Annotated in this window: 23 protein-coding genes; 18 read left to right on the forward strand and 5 right to left on the reverse strand. The window is 47.0% G+C overall.

Annotation, left to right across the window (positions count from 1 at the left end; genetic code table 11):
* The first annotated feature begins 1 nt into the window (after position 1).
* The 10 genes from JCM12178_RS06105 (at position 2) to JCM12178_RS06150 (ending at position 8,352) form a co-directional block, all read left to right on the forward strand.
* Positions 2–1,810: a PIN-like domain-containing protein gene (locus JCM12178_RS06105; protein ID WP_054649671.1), complete on the forward strand. Its 1,809-nt coding sequence runs from the start codon at positions 2–4 to the stop codon at positions 1,808–1,810.
* Positions 1,811–1,819: 9 nt separating this feature from the next.
* Positions 1,820–2,662 (forward strand): GIY-YIG nuclease family protein, encoded by an 843-nt coding sequence (locus JCM12178_RS06110; RefSeq protein WP_054649673.1) that lies wholly within the window; start codon positions 1,820–1,822, stop codon positions 2,660–2,662.
* 29 nt (positions 2,663–2,691) lie between these two features.
* Complete coding sequence (locus tag JCM12178_RS06115) at positions 2,692–3,216, forward strand: tetratricopeptide repeat protein (protein ID WP_054649675.1); 525 nt, start codon at positions 2,692–2,694, stop codon at positions 3,214–3,216.
* A gap of 22 nt (positions 3,217–3,238) precedes the next feature.
* A complete protein-coding gene (locus JCM12178_RS17620; protein ID WP_157054788.1) occupies positions 3,239–4,195 on the forward strand; it encodes a restriction endonuclease in 957 nt (318 codons plus the stop codon).
* A gap of 19 nt (positions 4,196–4,214) precedes the next feature.
* Complete coding sequence (locus JCM12178_RS06125; protein WP_054649679.1) at positions 4,215–5,027, forward strand: restriction endonuclease; 813 nt, start codon at positions 4,215–4,217, stop codon at positions 5,025–5,027.
* A gap of 522 nt (positions 5,028–5,549) precedes the next feature.
* Positions 5,550–6,167 (forward strand): tyrosine-type recombinase/integrase, encoded by a 618-nt coding sequence (locus tag JCM12178_RS06130; RefSeq protein ID WP_083465763.1) that lies wholly within the window; start codon positions 5,550–5,552, stop codon positions 6,165–6,167.
* 78 nt (positions 6,168–6,245) lie between these two features.
* Entirely contained in the window at positions 6,246–6,605 is a 360-nt protein-coding gene (locus tag JCM12178_RS17625; RefSeq protein WP_218185633.1) for a DUF2958 domain-containing protein, read from the forward strand.
* Positions 6,559–6,771: a hypothetical protein gene (locus JCM12178_RS06140; RefSeq protein WP_157054790.1), complete on the forward strand. Its 213-nt coding sequence runs from the start codon at positions 6,559–6,561 to the stop codon at positions 6,769–6,771. Before JCM12178_RS17625 ends, JCM12178_RS06140 begins: the two co-directional genes overlap by 47 nt.
* A 39-nt stretch (positions 6,772–6,810) precedes the next feature.
* Entirely contained in the window at positions 6,811–7,299 is a 489-nt protein-coding gene (locus JCM12178_RS06145) for a cysteine peptidase family C39 domain-containing protein (RefSeq protein WP_157054792.1), read from the forward strand.
* Positions 7,300–7,332: 33 nt separating this feature from the next.
* Positions 7,333–8,352, forward strand: a complete 1,020-nt coding sequence (locus JCM12178_RS06150) for a hypothetical protein (protein ID WP_054649689.1) — start codon at positions 7,333–7,335, stop codon at positions 8,350–8,352.
* Here the strand turns inward: JCM12178_RS06150 and JCM12178_RS17630 are convergent.
* On the reverse strand, positions 8,297–8,545 hold the full coding sequence (locus tag JCM12178_RS17630) for a helix-turn-helix domain-containing protein (RefSeq protein WP_245628650.1): 249 nt from the start codon (positions 8,543–8,545) through the stop codon (positions 8,297–8,299). The genes JCM12178_RS06150 and JCM12178_RS17630 overlap by 56 nt on opposite strands.
* 165 nt (positions 8,546–8,710) lie before the next feature.
* On the opposite strand from JCM12178_RS17630, the gene JCM12178_RS06155 reads away from it, so the two are divergent.
* Together JCM12178_RS06155 and JCM12178_RS06160 are read left to right on the forward strand one after the other, a co-directional pair.
* Positions 8,711–8,998 (forward strand): hypothetical protein, encoded by a 288-nt coding sequence (locus tag JCM12178_RS06155; RefSeq protein ID WP_054649691.1) that lies wholly within the window; start codon positions 8,711–8,713, stop codon positions 8,996–8,998.
* Between the two features lie 15 nt (positions 8,999–9,013).
* A complete protein-coding gene (locus JCM12178_RS06160; RefSeq protein ID WP_157054793.1) occupies positions 9,014–9,589 on the forward strand; it encodes a hypothetical protein in 576 nt (191 codons plus the stop codon).
* A 550-nt stretch (positions 9,590–10,139) separates the two neighbouring features.
* On the opposite strand, the gene JCM12178_RS06165 is transcribed toward JCM12178_RS06160, so the two are convergent.
* Together JCM12178_RS06165 and JCM12178_RS06170 are read right to left on the reverse strand one after the other, a co-directional pair.
* Complete coding sequence (locus JCM12178_RS06165; RefSeq protein ID WP_157054795.1) at positions 10,140–11,150, reverse strand: hypothetical protein; 1,011 nt, start codon at positions 11,148–11,150, stop codon at positions 10,140–10,142.
* Positions 11,151–11,291: 141 nt separating this feature from the next.
* Positions 11,292–12,002 (reverse strand): hypothetical protein, encoded by a 711-nt coding sequence (locus JCM12178_RS06170; protein WP_054649697.1) that lies wholly within the window; start codon positions 12,000–12,002, stop codon positions 11,292–11,294.
* Positions 12,003–12,246: 244 nt separating this feature from the next.
* Between JCM12178_RS06170 and JCM12178_RS06175 the strand changes: the two genes are divergently transcribed.
* The 4 genes from JCM12178_RS06175 to JCM12178_RS06180 all read left to right on the forward strand — a co-directional run bounded on the left by JCM12178_RS06175 (position 12,247) and on the right by JCM12178_RS06180 (position 16,250).
* Positions 12,247–13,287 carry a GSU2403 family nucleotidyltransferase fold protein gene (locus JCM12178_RS06175; protein WP_054649699.1) on the forward strand — a complete coding sequence of 347 codons (1,041 nt, stop codon included), beginning with the start codon at positions 12,247–12,249 and terminating at the stop codon, positions 13,285–13,287.
* Between the two features lie 268 nt (positions 13,288–13,555).
* On the forward strand, positions 13,556–13,684 hold the full coding sequence (locus JCM12178_RS20450; RefSeq protein WP_284690204.1) for a hypothetical protein: 129 nt from the start codon (positions 13,556–13,558) through the stop codon (positions 13,682–13,684).
* 30 nt (positions 13,685–13,714) lie between these two features.
* Positions 13,715–13,852 (forward strand): hypothetical protein, encoded by a 138-nt coding sequence (locus JCM12178_RS18620; RefSeq protein WP_172677074.1) that lies wholly within the window; start codon positions 13,715–13,717, stop codon positions 13,850–13,852.
* 541 nt (positions 13,853–14,393) lie between these two features.
* A complete protein-coding gene (locus JCM12178_RS06180) occupies positions 14,394–16,250 on the forward strand; it encodes an ankyrin repeat domain-containing protein (RefSeq protein ID WP_054649701.1) in 1,857 nt (618 codons plus the stop codon).
* On the opposite strand, the gene JCM12178_RS06185 is transcribed toward JCM12178_RS06180, so the two are convergent.
* The gene (locus JCM12178_RS06185; RefSeq protein WP_054649703.1) at positions 16,243–17,355 is read right to left on the reverse strand and encodes a hypothetical protein; all 1,113 of its coding nucleotides are present in this window, start codon (positions 17,353–17,355) and stop codon (positions 16,243–16,245) included. The genes JCM12178_RS06180 and JCM12178_RS06185 overlap by 8 nt on opposite strands.
* Before the next feature lie 526 nt (positions 17,356–17,881).
* Between JCM12178_RS06185 and JCM12178_RS06190 the strand changes: the two genes are divergently transcribed.
* Complete coding sequence (locus JCM12178_RS06190) at positions 17,882–18,256, forward strand: hypothetical protein (RefSeq protein WP_054649705.1); 375 nt, start codon at positions 17,882–17,884, stop codon at positions 18,254–18,256.
* A gap of 72 nt (positions 18,257–18,328) precedes the next feature.
* A protein-coding gene (locus tag JCM12178_RS06200; protein ID WP_439646696.1) for an IS3 family transposase occupies positions 18,329–19,494 on the forward strand; the annotation gives its coding sequence in 2 pieces (ribosomal slippage) (positions 18,329–18,604 and positions 18,607–19,494; 1,164 coding nt in all).
* A 152-nt stretch (positions 19,495–19,646) separates the two neighbouring features.
* Here JCM12178_RS06200 and JCM12178_RS18210 read toward each other — a convergent pair.
* On the reverse strand, positions 19,647–20,185 hold a 539-nt coding region (locus JCM12178_RS18210; protein WP_218185634.1), incomplete at its 5' end, for a hypothetical protein.

The raw sequence follows: 20,185 nt of genomic DNA on the forward strand, positions 1-20,185 counted from the left end.
CATGAAGTTTCCTGAAACGACGATTGCTGTCGACGAGTATTGGTCTAACGTAAAATCCGTTTTAAACGATGAAGGGTGTCGCATATTCTTTGACACAAACATCATTTCATTCTTTTTTAAAATTAATGCGTCTGCTCGGAATGAACTATTCACTTGGATCAAAGATCATGATGAGCAAATCAAAGTACCCAAGTACTGTATTAGTGAGTATTCGAAACGATACATCAGAAATAATCTCAGAGACTACCACTCACTTGAGCAAGATATAAAAAAGATTTGCAAAAGGCTTGAGGGAGCTAATGGATACGTTCATTTGCGCATCGATGATGACTTAGTTTCAAAAAATGTAAAATACGATGATAAGGATGACTTTCTAGATAAATACAGACAAGCCACCGGAGTCATTAATGACCTCGCTAAAATGGCGAAAGAAGAAAGTGAGTACTATTTTAACATCGCCAAGGAAATTAAAGACAATCTCGAAGACAAAATTCTTCCAACCGACCTTTTTTCCATTGTCTCAGAGTCCCACGAGACCTACGCATCACGATACCACTGCAGTATCCCACCTGGATTTGAGGACCAAAAGAAAAAAGAAGACAACCACTACGGCGATCTAATTATCTGGAATGAAATCCTTAATTTCTCTAAAGCTGAGGCAATTGAGAAGGCGATATTTGTTACACGAGATTGGAAAAGAGACTTCGTATACGCACCGCTGAAAGTAAAAAACGAGCGGGGTATTTTTATTAATAACAACAATGGGCAAGTATTAAAAATCGCCGATCCGAGATTAATCTCTGAGTTTAAAGTTCATACTGGCTCAGAGGAGTTTTATGTAATCAATTTAATCGACTTGATCGAGCTTCTTTCAAAAGAAGCCCCACACGACTATGCAAACATAGCAAGAGCGGTCCAAATTGCTATTTCTATCGATAGAAACGAGGCAACACAATCCGACCCAGAAGATCAGCCTCCAAGCGAAGAGACATGTGAGATCGAGCAAGAAGCTATTGAGCAGGTTGTAAATCAAATAGTTGATGAAATTGAAGAGGATTCATACAGCGAACGGGCGATCAAAGATTCATTATACACTATTTCTGAAGACGACGAGCTAGATTCCGTCATCGAAGACCTGAAAACTATTAACTGGCACACCCAAAATCCTGCAATCAGCAAGGTTCGAAATCTAGCCGTCCATTGCTCTCATGAGAACTATTCTAAAGACCAATGGTTTGTTCTTGGAAGAAACATCTATCAGTCCGCATGTGGAAATGCATTTAAAGCTGTTGAATTTATCGAGTCGTTGCATAGCACGCTTGAATCGTATCCTGAAGATGTACCCATGCATATTTTCAATGGCATGTTATTTGAGGTATATTTTGACAGTAATGGTGAATTTAGAGGTGACAACCTCAAAGACCGCTTGATTGGGCAACTCGCAAAGCTCCAAAGATACGAAAAATTTTCTGAGTGCTTCGAATTTATCCATGATCGCCTTGGAGATTTCGCCAAGGATGTTGTCTTCGTTCCACGCCATCCACCAGAGGGTGTTACCCTGAGGCTCAACTTCACAGCAGGTACTCCTCCGCAAATAGACTCAATTCAAACTGAAAGCGGTATGGAACTTTTGGTTGAGGAAGAGGAAATTTTTAGCCCCTTTAGCAGTAATCATGAGTACGACATTATATCTTTCTCCAAAAAATTAAGGGAAAGGTATCATATTCCGAAAAGTCAGATGGAACTGGATTCAAACTTTGACGATCTCCCTCATGCCTTCACCTTTGACGGCCATTATGATCTAAAATAGAAGGTGGTTATGCCTACCAGTGGAAAAACAATCCAAATCTTTCTACCCGATGGCAACCCTCGCGGTGTAAAGGTTGCAGACATCACAAGTAGAATAATCCAAGCTACACTTATTCCTCGATCAATGCTGGCAAGTGTTTCAAAAGAGTACATTGAGGGTGTCAGTCTCTACCTCTTACTAAGCGACCGCAGTGAAACAGGAAAACCCAAAGTATATATTGGGGAAACAGAAGATGGCCAAGTTCGTTTAAGGCAGCATTCGAAGACTAAAGATTTTTGGCAAAGTGCCATTGTTATCACCTCTAAAACGCAGCACTTCACGAAGGCTCATGTTAGATTTCTTGAGTGGTACTGTTGGGAAACAGCAACCGCTGCAGGACGCTATACCGTTGTGAACACAAACACTCCATCGAAGCCGCACATACAGCCTCCTGCCGCTGCAGATTTGATGGACAACTTTGAGACAATCAGGATTCTAACCTCAACACTTGGCGCACCCGCATTCGATGAGATTAAAAAGCCCAAAGAAGCAGACATTCTTTGCTGTAAGGGCAAAAAAGCCCACGCCAAGGGTGAATATTCCGAAGACGGCCTCGTGGTATTCAAAGGCTCCACATGCAACCTCAAAGAAACGAAGACAGCGGGTTCTTGGGTAATTGGGATGCGCCAAAAACTGATTGATGAAGAAACCCTCATTCCAACTGGGGATGTATTGGAGTTCTCATCTGACTATATATTTTCTTCTCCAAGTGCAGCCGCTGCAACGGTATTAGCTCGCCGCGCAAACGGATGGAAAGAGTGGAAATACCCTAATGGTGACACGCTGGATAAGCGAATCCGCCAAGAAGACTAAAGGTTCCTGCTATGTCTATATGGAAAGAAATGCTTGAGACTAATTTGAAGGTCTTAGGGGAAGTAATCGTACAACAGATTGCCGACTACAACTATAAAGAGGGAATTTCGGCTTGGCTTTCTCAAGATTATGCGACTGCCTACGAACTTTTTAAAGAGTCAGCAAAAACGCATCCAATAGCCCAATACCACATGGGCTGTATGCTTTACTGTGGGCAAGGAACTAGCAAAGACTATCTCAGAGCAGTAACCCTTTTCGAAAAAGCAGCTACTCAAGTCCCTCAAGCAATTTATGCCCTCTCAAAAATATATTTATATGGCTCTGTCGGCGTTGTTCGGGATAAACAAAAAGCACTCAAATGGCTGAATATAATAGCAACTGAAGATCAAGAGTACGCGGCAGTTCTACGAGACACCGTTGAGCAAACTTTAAACCATGATCAAATCCTCAAAGCCCAAAGGGCTTCCAAAGAATGGATCAAGGAGAATCCTTCGTGGAATCAATGGATTATTTTAACAACAACAGAGAGTGACGATACTCTTATGTTGGAATAAACAACTGACCACGAGGTCTGTCTTGGATATTACTTTTCATTACCCGCCAGAACTATTTAATCTACTGGTAGATACAATCCCCCGGCTGTGTCGCTCTAAACTTGATGTCATTTTGTTCTTCAAGGGGGCAGGAGTTCCTCAAAGTCTTACTGCAAGCATCGAAACGCAGCTAAAACAGGACAAAGATAGCATCAATAAGTTTCAAATTGTTCGCAGTGTCCTTACCGCATTAAATGAGCAAGGCGAAAAGACCTTGCGTGAACGCCGTGAAGTTCTCAAACGGGTAGTCGAATTCGAAAATTTCAGCTCATGCTGGCCAAACGACCAGCTAATCGCAAAAGGGTTAGTTTCCGAAATCCAACAAGTCATTAACGTAAAGGATTCCTTCACACGCATGAATCTCGAGCGTGAGAAAGAAAGAAAAAGCCATCTCGTCAAGGCCGAAGAAGAAAGGCAAGCCATAGCAGAACACAACGCAAGGCTTGAAGGTATCAAAGAAAACTTCGCAAAACTGTTCACTCTTCAAAATGCTTTCCAACGGGGAAAAAAGCTTGAAGAGGTTCTCAACGATCTTTTTGATGCGCATGGGATACTTATTCGAGAGGCATTTTGCCTTACAGGTGATGCCAAAGAAGGCATTGTTGAGCAGATTGATGGAGTGATTGAACTTGACGGCCATGTGTACCTTGTCGAAATGAAATGGTGGAAAGACCCCATCGGCGTAGCAGAGGTATCTCAACATCTGGTGCGCGTTTATCATCGAGGACATTCACGAGGTATTTTCATCTCTGCCTCTGGTTATGCCGACACAGTAATCCCTTTGTGCAAAGAGTCTCTTCAAAAAACCGTAATCTGCTTAGCTCTCTTGGATGAACTCTACTTTGTAGTTGAGAAAAAAGCGGATCTAAAACAAATACTCCGTGAAAAAATCAGAGCAGCAATTGCCGATAAAAACCCCTTCTGCAAGCAACTTTGCTGATGAAGACTAAGGACAATGTATGGTTAACACTGGCAAAGAATTCGAGGACCACATCCACTACATTTACGACATGCTCCTTAATATGAAAGATGAAGGTGTGGTCGTTGAGAAGAATATCAAGCTTGAAACGAAGCTTGGAAGAAAGCACCAGATTGATGTTTATTATGAATTTTCAAGGGCTGGCATAACGCATCGGGTCGCCATCGAATGCAAAAATGAAAAACGGCCTATCGAGAAAGGCGAAGTGATCGAGTTCCATGGGAAAATCAGAGATGTGGGCGACATTACAGGCGTTATGGTATCGACCTCTGGCTATCAAAGTGGTGCCTTGGAATTTGCAGAAGATCACGACATATTGTCACTGACACCTCAAGACCTTCCTTCAATCGGGTTATTGCTGGGTGGTCGCATCATGGCTGTTGCTGGCCCAGGTGAGTCCAACATTGGGCAACCTTTTTGGGCGATTATGGAATTGCGCGATGGTATTAACACTGGGACATACTACGCCCTTCCAACTCCAGGAGGTGGAATTCATATCCCGCTCTTTTTTTCTAAAAAGCATGCGGGAATGATGATTGAGAGTTTAGGACCGACCTCTCAAAGGTGGACTGCTGTTGGCCTTGAGCAACACAACCTTCGCGCTTTCATTCTCACCTTAAATGGCTTCTCTTGGCAGACAATGCTGTACTGGCAACCACCGTGGGGTATGGGGGATGCTTTGCCTGATGGGGCTGAGCAGGGACTAATAAGGATACCCATTGATGCCGAGCAGCTTGAAAAGGACTACTATTTAGGAGAAGTCCCCTACATAAAGCCTCTCAGCGAATACTAATAGATAACTACGAAGGGATTTAACTAAATGTTAAATCCCTTTTTTGAGACGTATTTTTCTAACACCCAACAAGCTCAACCGCGAGAATTCATTCTGGGGGTACCCAGGGGCCGGGATGGGGATGCAGCACTTCCAGCCAACGAGGCAGCAACCCACGCAATACAACCACCCTTCTCACCAATATGAGTGGAGCAATTTGCCATTTAAGCGTGGGGACTAGTGTGGGGACCACCAAAAACAGGCAAAAGAAAAGGACTTACAAATTCATGTAAGTCCTTGATCTTTAGTGGCGGAGCCGACGAGACTCGAACTCGCGGCCTCCGGCGTGACAGAGGACAAGCCGCCATCACAAAGTCACTCAGTTTACCAATCTCATTTTTTAAGATTTTGTATGAAATCTTAAAAACTCATTTGCAGATTATGAAGTCCAGTCCCCACCCCCTCAATTCTTTCACCACCAAGTCAAAACAAGATACAGCAATAACATATTGACTTTTATTGCTATTATGGTATAATGATTTTATGAAAAACTACCGCATAACGCGCGACATGTTTTTCTCCGAATCACAAGCCAAACGAATCCTTACAACCTGCTGCCAAAAGGCACGAGGACAACCTGAGCGGACCAAGCGACTATGGCTAGTCCGGCATATGGTTGTGCTTTTGGCTTTAAACAGTGGCCTGCGAGTTAGCGAGCTTGTGGCTTTGTGCATTGGAGATTTGTTTCTTGAGGAAACTGAAAACTATCTAATCGTCAGACATGGAAAAGGAGGAAAAAGACGCGATGTATATCTCGACAAACGACTAACGCGACAGCTGAGGCAGTTTGTCAAGAAAAAGGAAGAATGGGGAGAACTCGTGTCTTCAAGCGCCCCCCTCTTTGCTGGCCGTGGAGGAAAGCACTATACCACCACTGCCCTTTACTTGAGCTTCAAACAAGTGCTTATGGCGGCAAGGCTACCAAGCCATTATTCCATACACAGCTGCCGCCATACATATGCAACTATACTCTTGGCAAAGACCAACAACCTCCGCTTCGTTCAGAAGCAACTCGGCCATGCGAGTATTAACATGACGGCCCACTATGCCGACGTTCTGCCTGAAATGAATCAGGCACTGGCTAACGCCATCCTTAACTAAACTTACAAAATCGAGATGCTACCTGCCGACGGTCCTTCACCGTGGGCTTTGTTGGGTCCAAAATTAAGGAGGCTTCCCATGTGGAACGAACCTTCACCGGAACAGCTTGATGCTATCCCGCGCCTGTATGAAACCGAGACTATCCCACTCGAAAACAAGCTCATACACCTGCATTTCTTTATCGGCGGGTGTGACTGGTACGCTGTCGAATTCGACGGCGAGGATACCTTCTTCGGATACGCCATCCTCAACAGGGATTGGCAGAACGCCGAATGGGGGTACTTCTCCCTCTCTGAACTCAAAGCCATCACCGTGGCTGGGTCGAAGTCGATTGCGAAACGCACTGGACGACAAAGCCCGCCAGTCAGGTTCCCGAAATTCAGAGGGTTTCATGATGAATCAACACGACATGGAAGACCTTCTGGTAAGCCTTTTTGACCCGCTGCTTACCGTTGCCGAGAAAACCGATCTGCTCAGGGAGCACCCGGTGGACTTCACTTGGTGTTTGAGTGACATCGACGGTCCGGTCGTCATGGATGGCGTGGAGGTTGTTTTCAAGTCCGGTGAGGCCTTCCGGTTGATCATTATTCCCGGAGGCGACTGAAATGCGCCAGATTTGCGCCCTAAAGCTTTGCGGGCTCGTTTGGCTGGTCGAGCCGACACTGCGGCTGAAAAACGCGCTGAACCCGCAAAAGAGCGCGAATTTCCAGATATCGTGATGAGCATGACGGCCATGAAACGTGTCCTTCAAGAAGATGCCACCGGATGCGGTCTTGCGTGTGTGGCGATGGTGGCGGGGAAAACCTACCCTGAGGTCCGAAAGCTTACGTTGGAATATCTGGGATTTGACCCGGATGGCCCATTCTACACAACTCTAGAAGACCTCCGCTACTTGCTCGATTGGTACGGCTACAAGGTACTGCGCTGGACACCGTTCAAAACCTATGAATCGCCAAGCCCCATCAGCATTTTGGAGGTGAAGCGAACCGGGCTGCACACTCACTGGGTCCTGCTCGTGAAATGCGGCCTCGACATGTACGTTCTCGACCCATCGATGAACGTGAAAACAGAGCGACGGCGCGACTGGCACAGGCTGCGCCCGATCAGCTACGCGAATATCATCAAAGCGTAGGTCTTTCCTATCAAAATTTCCCGAGGAGGGGATATGAATCATCCCGATTTTGGCTATGGGAGGCTTCGTCGTGTCCAAAATTGGCTACATGGAAATGAGGCAGCCTTCGGCCTGATAAAGCGCAACCCGCTTGCGCTGGACCTTGCTGAAAACAATCCGGTCTTGCTGTGGCTGCTCGCCAACGCCATTGAGACACGCGTGATCTTGATGAAGACCGCGAGAAAACTTGTTCTAAGAAAGCAAGCAGTCATATTGCGAAAGCTCTACCCTGAAAACCGAGCGATCTCCTTGAACCTTATTCGGAAGATTCAACCGGAAGGATACAACCTCACGGAATACGAGGACTTGGAATGGGTTTTGCGGCATGAATCCGTCACCCGGAGCCTGCTGCACTGCAAGCAAATCTACCTGCGCACGCTGTCATTTTTCGTGCCCTTTGCGCCACTGCTGAGGGTGGAGGTTATCCGCAGGCTTCTCGAAACGCCCTTGGTCGATTCGGCCCACTGTGAGCAGGTGCGGCGAGTTGCCTTGAGAGGTTGTGTAAGTGCTTATGCCATCGACCACGACGACCCTTGGGGGGCGATGAGTCGGTGCTCTACTTTGAAGGAACTCAACTGCTTGGTTGACCGCTGGATGCGGACTCCCCAGGCTGTTGTAAGCGTTGCGGACGAATGGGTATCTGCGGGGTCGACCATTTTGGGAGTTTTCCCGCCACTTGCTCCGGGAACCCCAGACATTGAGCCAATTATCAGCATGTGGGGCCTGTTCATCGAAGGCCGAGAAATGCGCCACTGCCTGTTCAACTACGCAGGAAACGTGATGAATGGAAAAGCAACGGCCTACCGTGTGCTGAAGCCCCAGCGCGACACGCTCCTGATAGCCCGTGGCGAGGGAGAGCTTGAAATCGAGGAATTCAGGCTAGAGGCCAACGCAGAACCTGATGAAGCAAGCTGGCGGAAGGTCCGGGACTGGCTGGAGCACGTAAACCGCTCAAACCCTATGTGTCTTCAAAAAGAGTCGCCAGCGATACGCCAAGCACGTCTGCCAATCTGATCAAAATGGTCAGGGAGATGTTCTGCTGCCCGCGTTCGATGGTGCTGATGTACGTCCGATGGACATGGGCCAGTTCTGCTAGCTTCTCTTGCGACAAGCTTGAAGCCTCGCGCAATTGGCGGACCCGGAGGCCCATTTTCTTCATGATCTCCTGCTCGTGAGCAGAATACCTGTGTGAATTGTTGGTCGGCACTGGAACTCCTTCTTCAGGAATTCACAGTGCTTGACTTGTAGAATATATATCTACAGAATATCTTCTACACGATAAGAAATGAGCCTTATTCGCTGCCCATCTTCATGGCGGTGTTGTGGAGGCTGAAATAAGCACGTCCGATGACACGGACAAAAAGGAGGAAGCATGACCCAGGCTAAGGAGAAAAATGGATTTAGCTGGATGGGGTTGCTGTTCGGCGGCGCATACTACGCCGGTTACGGTCAGTTGGTTAAAGGTCTGATCATGGGGGCAATAACAGGTATCTTCTTGCTGCCGGGCATTTTCGTCCACCTCTATGCTGGCATCAAGGGCAAGAAAGACCTCCCGGTCGGCCAGCAGCCCTTCTCTTGGGGCAAGGCGATCATTGCGGCACTGGTCCCGGGCATTGTTTATGCCTTCCTGCTCGCAATTCTCGGTTCAATCGTCAGCTAATTGGAGATGTTCATCATGAATAGGTTGTATTTCAAACGGATTTGCCTGCTGCTTTCCCTGCTTCTCGTGCTGGTGGCTGGCTGCACCGGAAGTGATATTGATGTGGTCAAAAACGGAGTGATGCGTGGCTACCAAACCACCACTGTCGGCGCGGCCTTTGATGCCAGTTTCGACAACCCTCAATGGTCTGAGTTTGAAGGAGAGAAGGGTGAAAGGGTCGTGGAATTTACGGGCAAAATCCGAAAAGATGTTCTTTTGGACTTGATCGGCAATGTTGTTAATGAGCCGAGCATCCAGAACAGCTATGCTAAAAACGTTCTCTCTGAATCAGAATATCAGCAGTTCTACGAGGGTGCATCTGGAGAAGGAACGACTCCAACTGACGAGGTCTACAAGGTTCTGTTCAACATCGCGTTAGACAAGGTCTGTAAAAATGATGCGGTCTTCCAATGGATTGTCACTCCAGACGGAAAAGGGTTCTCGCTGAGTTACGTTGACAATAATGCGTGGGGTCCGGGCGTTGCCGAATACGGAGCTAGCAAGAAGCTATTCTATAGAGACCATGCCATACTCGACGCTGTCTACAACTAGCTGAAACTAGGCAAAATGGTCCATGAAGAAAACATAACAGGGGGAGGGCAGATGTCCTTCCCCTGTTACCTTTTCCTACGGCGCCTACTTAATGGGCTTTGCTGTTCCTTTCTTCCAACTTTGAGCGGCCTTCCCGGATGCCACCAGCATACGCTTGCGGAAGCCTTTCATGCATGAGGCATCCCGCAGGTACTGACTTGAATTATGGACCAATTCCTTGGTCTCTCGATATTCCGCCTGAAAGCATTGGTCATACCCGCTATCATCAAGTGTTTTATACCTATCAATTCACCCAGAAGCACATTCGACCCCGTGAAGCACTTAAACTTAAGCTGAGTGTTTCCAGTCAGTTTTTTCCTGTTAAAATCGAAAAATGGAAGCTGACGAGGAGCAGGTATTCCTGGAACTGCAAAACGGCAATATCGTAACCTTCAGCTTCCTCGATGACGGCAGGCTAATGTTTGTCAGCGAACAGGGAACAGCTACCTGTCCTTTATCCGTGGGCTGTAAGGATGAGGGCCTGAGCCAATGAATCAGCTCAGCCCCTCTTTCATCGTATGACCGTCCAAGGGTTAACTCGCCCCGCAGGGATTAGCTTCAACCCTAGAGCCTTTTCGGCCTGCTTCGCCCACCTTTCGTCATAGCGTACAAGCTCACTACGTATTTTCCGCATCAGGGGAGCCATCAACGCTGAATCCCGATGGCACTGGTGGGCATTCTTGAGCTTGCGAACTGCTGCCAGCCACTCAACATGGAACGACTCAATACCCCGGCCCCCGTCTAGTTCAGGATAGTGATCCCATTCTTGGGGCAACTGGCTGCTTTTTTGAAAAACACAGAAGCGGAACGTCCCCTCCAAGACATCCGACATCCGGGGACAGTTTCGAAACCCTTGCAAGAATTTGACTCCGAGCCTTTTCCGTCTAGCGGCCAACTTGCCATTACTGACCACGAACTCCAGCCTGACCCTATCCAAATCCTCCATTCGCCAGAAGGGCTGTCCATTGTCTTTGACTCGTTTCAAGGCGTCAGGGCCACGCTCATAGATCTTCACTGCGTTAGGTTCGCGCCTTGAGTTATTCCAGAAGTACGAGACACTATTTTCGTCGCCTTCGTCATCAATCCCTGTGAAGACTCGTCCAGCGGAGTTGACTGCCCCCGTGTATCCGGGGAAGTGGCTGTATCGCCTGAGCAGCCAGTGAACTAGAAGCACATCCACAGCGGTCTTACACATGAAATCAATTGCGTACTCTACAGAGGTCATGTTCAGAGCTCGTAACCTCTGGCTCAAATCCATCAATGCAGCTGGGCTAGGGCTCACCGCTTCGACCATGGCTCCAGCCTTGCTGGTTTCTGTCCAATAGTAAATTTTGAACTCTATACCCTGTAGATGGAAGAAAGCCATATACCGGTATCCTGGCCTTCTACTATCCGCACCAAGCTGCCTGAACTTCGGCAGGCGAGAACGCAAGAGGTTCACCGGGGCATCTCTCAAAGACATGGTGACTCGATGGATAAGTGGAATCACATCTGTGATTTTCGAGAGAGCTTCCCTAACCAACCCACAGTGCCTCCGGGCAGCATTCTGAACTGTCCTGCTTTCGTATTGCAATTTCCAATCTCTATACAATGAGCATCTCCATACAACCCAGGGGGGCTACAACTAGTATATATATGTATATATTTTACTTATAGTATATGACTATTCAGCCTCTTGAAAGTCCGACCGTCGGACTTTTGATGGAACAGGCCCGAACTCCCTAGAGAGCTTCCGTAGGAGTCTGAAAATAGAATCTATCCAATCATAGTCTTCTTTTGTAGGCTCTTCAGGCCAGTCTAGATCTTTGACCTCACCAACAATCGTGGTCAGGGACTGCCAGATGTCTTGAATCCCTAGTTGGTATGACAAGCCGTCGTCCTCGTATGATTGGTCTAAATTGGGTTCCCAACTCTCATCGCTGACTTCTTTTGGTTCAGGGGAGTCTTGTGCACATTGTCTTTTAAAGACAATTTCCTGATAGGTAAATTTCTCTCCGCCCAAAGCTTTGTCGATGATCTCCTCACGAAGTTCTGCAGGGAAATTTGGCCTGGCCAGAGCATATAGAGCCTTTGCTTCGAACAAAGCGGCGATTTCGGCAGATTTGATATTTCGCGCTACATTTCCGTAATCGTTGGCTGTTGAATAGCTGAAGGGAAAAAATTCATCGATCGTCGCCTGGAACTCGCCGTGTGAAACAAGCTTTTTCATTTTATTAAGGCGGATTCCAATATCGATGATACACTCTGCTTTCTTTCCACTCAGGGAAACGATTTCCCTTCTCAACTTAACGTATTCTGGCTCTTCTAACTTCCAACCGCCGGCCTTTACTTTTAAGGACTCCAGATCATCCCAATTCTCTTTTCCTCTCGACATGAGGCCTCCTTCTTGGAAAACAATTTGGCCTCAACATTATCAACTCATGGCTCTCGGCAGCAACCGATCAAACAGCTTGAACCAGTTCATCGGATTAATTCAGTTCACCTTGATAAAGCATCATGTCGAAACCCAATGGCACAAGGACTCGCGAAGCCCCACACACTGCTAGAGTCCGGAACTCAATCTCCCAAAGTAGCCATAGACACTATACTTCATTTTCAAATTGAATTATAGTCGCTTCATGAAACGACTTCCCATCATAACTCACAGCCTGTTTGCCGAACTTGTTGATCAATGCAAAGCCGAACCGCTTGATCGAGAACTCTGGCCTTTGAGCGGCAGCATCGTCACGGTTCCCGTTGACGGCCAAGACCATTGGTATTTCCAAAAGAGCAGGCGTACGACTCCTGGGAAATATCAGCAGAGGGAATACATCGGCCCCGTAGGCGACCCGGAACTGGTCCTCAAGGTGGAAAGATTCGAAGCGGCCAAAGCTGGCTACACAAGCCGGGGCGAGATAATCAGCACCCTCAAGTCATCAGGAGTGGCGGCCCCGACGGGCAAGCTGGCCAACCTGCTCCTTGGGCTGCACGAAGCGGGAGTGCTTGAAAAAGCCATCCTTGTCGGGACCATTGCCTTCCAAGCCTATGGCGCGATGCTGGGAGCAAAATTCGGGCAGGCCGCATTCTACACCATGGATGTGGACATGACGCAGGCCGACGCGATTTCTCTTGCGGTTGAGGACTCGCTCGATGTCCCTTTGCTTGATGTCCTCAAGCAACTCGACGACACATTCAGCGAGGTCCCTGGGATGGACCCCAGAACGCCGCCAGTCTCATACATCAATAAAGACAAGATTCGCCTTGATGTGCTCATGCCCTTTTCCGGTCCTGCCAGGGGGCCGATTCGTTCAGACAAACTCAAAACGCATGGATACCCCCAACGCTTTCTTGATTTCCTCGTGGTGAATCCCGTTCAAACCGTCATGCTCGTTGGGGGCGGCGCCTTAACGCATGTGCCATCACCTGCACGGTTTGCCCTGCACAAACTGATCGTCTCCCAACGCCGTGACTCCATTGAAACAGCCAAACGCCGCAAGGACTTGCTGCAAGCCCAGCAACTTATCGAAATACTCATGGAAGACGATCCTGACACCTTGTTTGAAGCGTATGAAGACCTCAAGCAACGCGGCCCCAAATGGAATAAATACTGTCAGGGCGGCTTGAACTCGTTGGACAACTCTGTGACCAAAGAAGCCATACTCTCCTTTTTTGAAGAGTAACGAATATGCAGACTCAATCGCCACTTCAAATGAGGACCGACTGACCAACAATCAGTAAGTCGTGACGCCAAATTACTCACCACAAAATGCAAGCCTTGCTCAAAGGCTGACATACTTCCCACCCCAAAAACCGCCCCCATCCACCCACCAATTCCCCCCCACTTCTGTTGACCAATATTCTTGTCCAACCGGACGTCTGGAAGTTTTCAAAGATTCACCTAGGCTCTGAATTACCCAATCCGGGTCAACTTTTAACTAGGAGAATACTATGAAACCCAAGGACAACTCTTCGAACATGCCCAACGCCAACAAAGGCACGAAAGGGACCAACCAGCAGTATGACAAGGCGCAAGGGAACAAGGGAAAGCAAAAGAATCCCACTTGGAACAAAAAGTAATCAATCATCAAATTTGAAGGAGAACATGAGATGGACACTTCCAACATGACCCAAGAAGAACTTGACATTTATTCGGACATCAACAACCCCAACAACGATGCTGACATGAATGACTGGGCTGATGCTCACAATCCGAACAACGACGACTATCTCGGCGACAGCGAGTAACTACCACTCGCAATAAGTGGATGCGGTGTGTATTTATCAGTACGCACCGCATCCAATGAGAAACCGGACGCTTATGAAACATTACTCACCGACAGCTAAGACAATTAAAGCCTTTCTAGAGCTAACTGATTTTCAGCCTCTCCTCACACCTGACAAAAAGAAAAGAATCTCCAGATTCATGGATGACACAGGAGACTTTAGGTATCGAGAATTGGTCCGGCTTACAGCTGACATTATAAATCGCCCAGAGACGAGTTGCCAGCTACTGCAGCAAGTCTGTCTTGAACTATTCGAAATATTCGATTGGTGCAGAGAAGGGGTATATCCAGACGTAGCATGGGTTTCACCGCCTAAGACTTGGAGAGGGATACTCCAGAATTTGAGCTCCCGCATGGCATATGCAGCATTCAGGACTTTGCTCATTCACAATATTCATCACCAAAACGCAATTCAAACACCACGATCCCCCTTGTGGTTTATACCCCGAAAGAATGACTCTTGCGTAGGGAGCACCCTTCTCTGGTGGATTCATCACGCGGGTATGAAAGTGAGCACATTTTACGATTTAATGCAGGACAAGCTTCAGGAAGCGACTCTAAAAAAATGGCGCAATGGAAAGGTAATTCCACCCAGGTCGAGCTTGATGAAAATAGTTGAGCAAGACTTAAATCTTGGCTCCAAAGAAGCTAAACTTAAAAAAAGCTTCCTCGTATGCATGCAAATAGCCTGCACCACGAGTAGATTTATCAGACACGTTGAGAGGAGCCTTGGAACCAAGGCTAAAGATTCATTCGTCAGGGATTTTCTGAGGGCTTACCAGCACTTCATTAGGACTTACTACTCAGCTTGTGAAACAAGCATTCAAGCGAGCGGACACGACACGACAGGCCTCGGCTCGTCCCGTTCACTCACATGCCAATGCATAAATGAGATCACCAACGCTAGAAGACAATCCGACTCCATCGGAGCCGAGCTAATCCAAGGAAGACCACCTAAGAAGCAGCCGAACCTTGATGGATTCGAAGAAATAACGAGCCACTACAATGCCGCCCTTCAGGTTCTTCCCCCAACAAACCCCGATACCGTTATGGCAGCACACCATATCGAGTATCTAGAACGGGCACCTGAATGGGGAAGCTTCAAAACATTCAGCATTCCATTTCTAAAGGGGCTTAACCACATCGGCATGCTCGACATAAAGCAAGCTCATGAGTGTTTCTGGGAAGCATATACCCATGCTCGATTTAATGCCTGCCATCTAACTGAGGGCTATACTGAAACCGCTTTGTCATCGGCTTGCTTTCTATACTCAAAACAAGCCGGATCAGGAAAGCCAAGAGGCGACCTATGGCTGCGCATTAAGCAAATGATTTCGTGGTCGGAATGGCACGGCATGTGCCACAAGTTTCGAGACGTTGCCTATGATGATGGCACGGAAATCGGGCATGACCTCGATGACAAAGAATACCAGCGGAGAATTATTGAGAAAGGACGTCGCTTCTTTGAACAACGTTTCGCTAAATGGATTCAAGACTCCCAAGACGACTCTATTCTAATCAATGAGAATCTCGCTTGTGGTAACATGAGTAGGTCAACCAGCTCTCGTCCTTTCAAAGGACACATGAACACCCTGTACAAAGATACAATACGAGATAATAGCCAGTTAATGGAAGCCATCGTGAACCGAGATTACGAAAGGATACTCCAACTTATAGAAAATGGTGCAGACCTCAACTTCCGCAACACTACGGAGGACAACGCTTTCTATTACGCCATGGATCAAGACCTGTGGTCTGAAAAGATAGAAATAGCGGAGGCCATTCTGAAAAGAGAAGCTGATCCTATTCTTCCTGAGACCCTGGAGACTCCTTCGCGAAGGTGGCGAACAACAGCTATGCGGCTTATCCTCACGAACCGAAATCCTCACCTGTTGGAGCTTCTTCTTATGCGCGGAGTTAATGTGAACAGGCAGTTCCCATTTGATGACTCACATATATACCCATTATGCTACGCTGTACTAGCATGCGCCCCGATCGGGCAACGGCCTTGGCCCAAATTTCCGGGGGACACCTACGGCAGTGACGAAGACGCTATTGAAGCAGTAACCATACTAATCGAAGCAGGTGCTGACGTGAATGCAACGAACAGAAATGGGATCACCCCGCTCTCACTAGCTGTACAAATGGACAACATAGAAATCGCCCAACAGCTTATTGCTGCTGGAGCAAATTGCGATAGAGTCCTTGATGATGGAACATTTATTCTTGAGCTTTGCTCATCTGCACAAATGAGGAAGATGCTTGAGAAAGGGATTATGATGGTCAGTGTTCATCTGAGTTCTTGCTCTAACAAGCCCATAACCCCAATCAATGCCACCCTGGGCTACAACGCTAATTAGCAGAGTATTCTGGATTGTAGTTCAGGAATATCTCAGCCATGAACTCCTTCAACAAAGCATCAGGAAGGAGACCCCTAAAAAAATTGATTCGAGCAACCATCGGACACTTGTTACCGTTAAATTTCAAATCGCGACCTTCAAGATTCACTTGGACTGCATTAGTATTAGCAAATACTTCTTCTGGCAGTTCTACGTTTGCATTGGGATTATGAAATACAAATAGTCCGTCGGACAATTCTTCTGGAGAATTCCTGTCAACATGAAGCATTTTATAGTGAGGAGGCTCAGAATCGTGCCAAACACTAATCACACGTTGGAGCTGAGAGCTTGACTCCATCGAAGAATTGACTAGAGCCGTCAGCTTTGCGAGAGAGACACTGCACGAAAACAGTATAGCAGAAACATCTTTCATTTCCGGTCGTTCAAAAAGAGCAACGGGAATTTCAGAAGATGTACCAGGTTTAATAATCTCTTCAACTCTTTTGTAATCATTCGTAGTTTTATCAAAAGCAAAACCATACAAAAGCTGCAATGACGGATACCAAAATTCTCTTCCATATTTAATTTGAGCATAAGAACCTAGGGCAATAACAAACGGAGTGTCTTTTTTTACCCAGTCACACTTCGAATAGCTCTCAACATATTTCCTTGCTTTTCCGCCAATTGCATTTGAATGACGCGTAGTAGACTCGTCTACAATTGCTTGAAAAGCATCTTCTAAATATAATGGTTTCGTCATACTTAAGATATCGTCTAGGGTCCTTTCTCCCTCAGCAGGACCGCCTTGCTTTATTTCTGCCACAACAGCCTCAACATTCACCTCAAACGGCCGTTTTATAATAAAATCTGGACGATTTTGTGAAAAATCAATCAAAAAATCAGCTTCTCTAAACACCTGGTAGAGATAAAACTCCCAAAGCGATGAATGAAATGACGTCTGAAATTCTTTAATGATTTTATTATCCCGATCTTCAAAGCCTTCAGTCCAACTTACAACCATTTTACGTTCTGCATGCAACGTAATTTCATCTCTTAACAATTTGAATTTTGGATGGAGAACATCCTCAGAAACATCATCCAATTTTTTGAACAAATCCAAAACCATAAAATCTCCACTTGAGTATATGCCAAAGAAGGAACCGCTAATGTAGACGACAGAACCTACATTCAAATCCTGACAACTATCTATCTGATATCAACTACAAAGTCATCAATACACCTCATTCTCTGTACGCAAAGTGTACGCAGAAGTGCGTACAAAACTCGGTAGTACTAGGTAGTTTTCGGCAGTATATAATAGACACCACCCAACTACTTCACTCAGAAATTCAAACAATTACGGTAAATTTTGAAGAAAACCACCAAACTCCCCATACTACTTCGTAATCAGTAGGTCGTCAGTTCAACTCTGATCTCTGGCTCCAGGAAAATAAAGGACTTAGGCAAAAGCTTGAGTCCTTTTTTTATGCCATTTTGAATTTTTGCTCCAATTTTGCTCCAGTCGAGTTGTTAGGGACAGAAAATACCCAACAAATATACTAAACTGAGGTATGGCGCTCATCATCGCTTCTTGAAAAAATCCCCCCTCTCCGATATCTTTTGGCACCCTCAAAAATCAAGGAGAACACTATATGGCCAAACCAGCAATTAAGTTTAGCGTTAAACCAGGTCAAGGAGGCTACTACGTATGCATAGAATGGTCAGGCGTCATCATTGAAGGGCCTTTAACCAAGACGGAGGCAATCAAGCTGGCCAATGCCTACACGAATAACGAAATTATCCGAGAATACCATGAATGGGCTCAAGAACAGTTGGCCTTGACGATGCGTGACCAAGAGCGTCGCTATGTTGAAGAACTGGAAGCCCAAAGAGTATTCTTCGAAAATCTGCTGAAGGAGCATGAGGAAATATTACAGCTGATGCATGAAATTCTCGAGCGCATCCGAACTGAGTTCGACGTCGAAGAAGAGGAGGAGTACATACCTACTCCGGATATGGGGATGTGAGTATACAGAAGTGGGGCTAAGAAACTGGACCACAGTTTAAGGTGGACGTAAGAAGCCTGAAGGAGGCTTTCGATGTCCAGGAAAAGAAGAGGATTTACTGCCGAATTTAAGACCCGTGTAGCCCTCGACGCTCTGTCGGGGGAACAGTCCCTTTCCGAGCTGGCCGCCAAGTATGGCGTGCATCCCAATCAGATTTCCCAGTGGAAGAGGCAAGCCAAGGAAGGCGTTGCCGCTTCATTTTCAGGCAAAGCTCAGAAAAACCAGCAGAGCGATGAGGCGCGGATCAAGGAGCTACACGCCAAGATCGGTCAGCTCACTGTGGAGAAGGATTTTTTGCAACAAGCCTTCGCAAAAATCTGAGCTGCGAGCGAAGGCGTGAGGTCGTCGATAAAGAGCATCCCATGCTCAGCGTGCGGCGACAATGCAGAATTCTTAAACTGCAACGCTCAACGTACTATTATCAGCCTGTGGGCGAGTCCATGTACAATTTGTCGCTGATGAAACGCATCGACGAGTTGTTCATGGAATTGCCGTTCTTCGGTTCCCGACAGATGCGCAACATCCTGCGGGATGAGGGTCATCAGGTCGGGCGGGGCCGTGTGCGTCGCCTCATGCGTAAAATGGGACTGATGGCAATCTATCAAAAGCCGAGGACGAGCCAGCCGCATCCGCAGCACAAGAGGTATCCTTATTTGTTGCGCAATATGGCGATCACAAGGCCCAATCAGGTCTGGTGCGCTGATATTACGTATATCCCCATGAAACGTGGTTTCCTGTATCTCGTGGCAATCATGGATTGGCATAGTCGTGCTGTCTTGTCCTGGCGCTTGTCGAACACGATGGACGCCGACTTTTGCGTCTCGGCCCTGGAGGATGCGATGAACCGCTATGGCGTTCCTGAGATATTCAATACTGATCAGGGCAGCCAGTTTACAAGTTACGAGTTCACAAGAACTCTCAGGGATGCCGGAGTCCGGATTTCAATGGATGGCCGTGGTCGTTGGATGGACAATGTGATGATTGAGCGGCTCTGGAAGTCGCTAAAATACGAATGTGTTTATCTGCGGGAACTGAAGACGGGCTCTGATCTACGGAATGCTTTGGTCTGGTGGTTTGACTTCTACAACAACCGCCGTCCGCACAAGACCTTTGACGGCATGAAGCCGATGGAGATATATCAAACGCGACCCAAGCCAGAGGGGGTACCCCCTCTGGCTTGGCCCTGCCAAGCGGCGTAGAACCGAAAACTGTCCACCTTAAATTCGCCGCTCAGTGGTCCAATAAAGTGGCCCCACTTCTCTGTTTCTTGCCTGTTCCCCAGATGCTGGTGGTACGAAACGGCAGTGATAATTGTTCATACCAATGCAAACGTTACTGGCAAGCTCTATTACTACGGAGTCTGTTGTTCTGCAGGTGTAGGGCTCACAGCTAAATCAAATACTTCTTCCTTTAAATGTTGCTGGTGTGGCCGAAAACCACCAGGCGTCCAACGAACAATGGAGACTATTGGTCCGTTTTTATCAGGATCAATATACGAAGAGTAGTGAATGAATGGATTTACCCAAACTGGTTCGAAATCAGCTTCGGTAAAGGCTACCCGATCTGACCAATCACGGAGTTTACAGTCTTCAGCTGATGCCCCTAAAAGAACACGTAAAGAATCCATGATGTAGTATGGAATTGCACCCGCTAACTCTCTTATCGTTCCAATAAGAGGGAAGCCACCGATCTCAACATCAAATGCTAACAGTGTGTCTTGTTCTGGCCAATTTAAACTAAAACCTGCCTCCAGGATTTCTGGTGAAGAAGCCCTGTGAGCAATGATGTTTCTCAAACTAGTCTCATTGTCGTGAGAAATAACTGTCTTAACAAGTCGCGGCATTACCTCTTGCAACACTCTTAGGAGCTCAACACACCTTACCCCCCCCC

Source organism: Salidesulfovibrio brasiliensis JCM 12178 (genome assembly GCF_001311825.1).
Taxonomy (GTDB): Bacteria; Desulfobacterota; Desulfovibrionia; order Desulfovibrionales; family Desulfovibrionaceae; genus Pseudodesulfovibrio; species Pseudodesulfovibrio brasiliensis.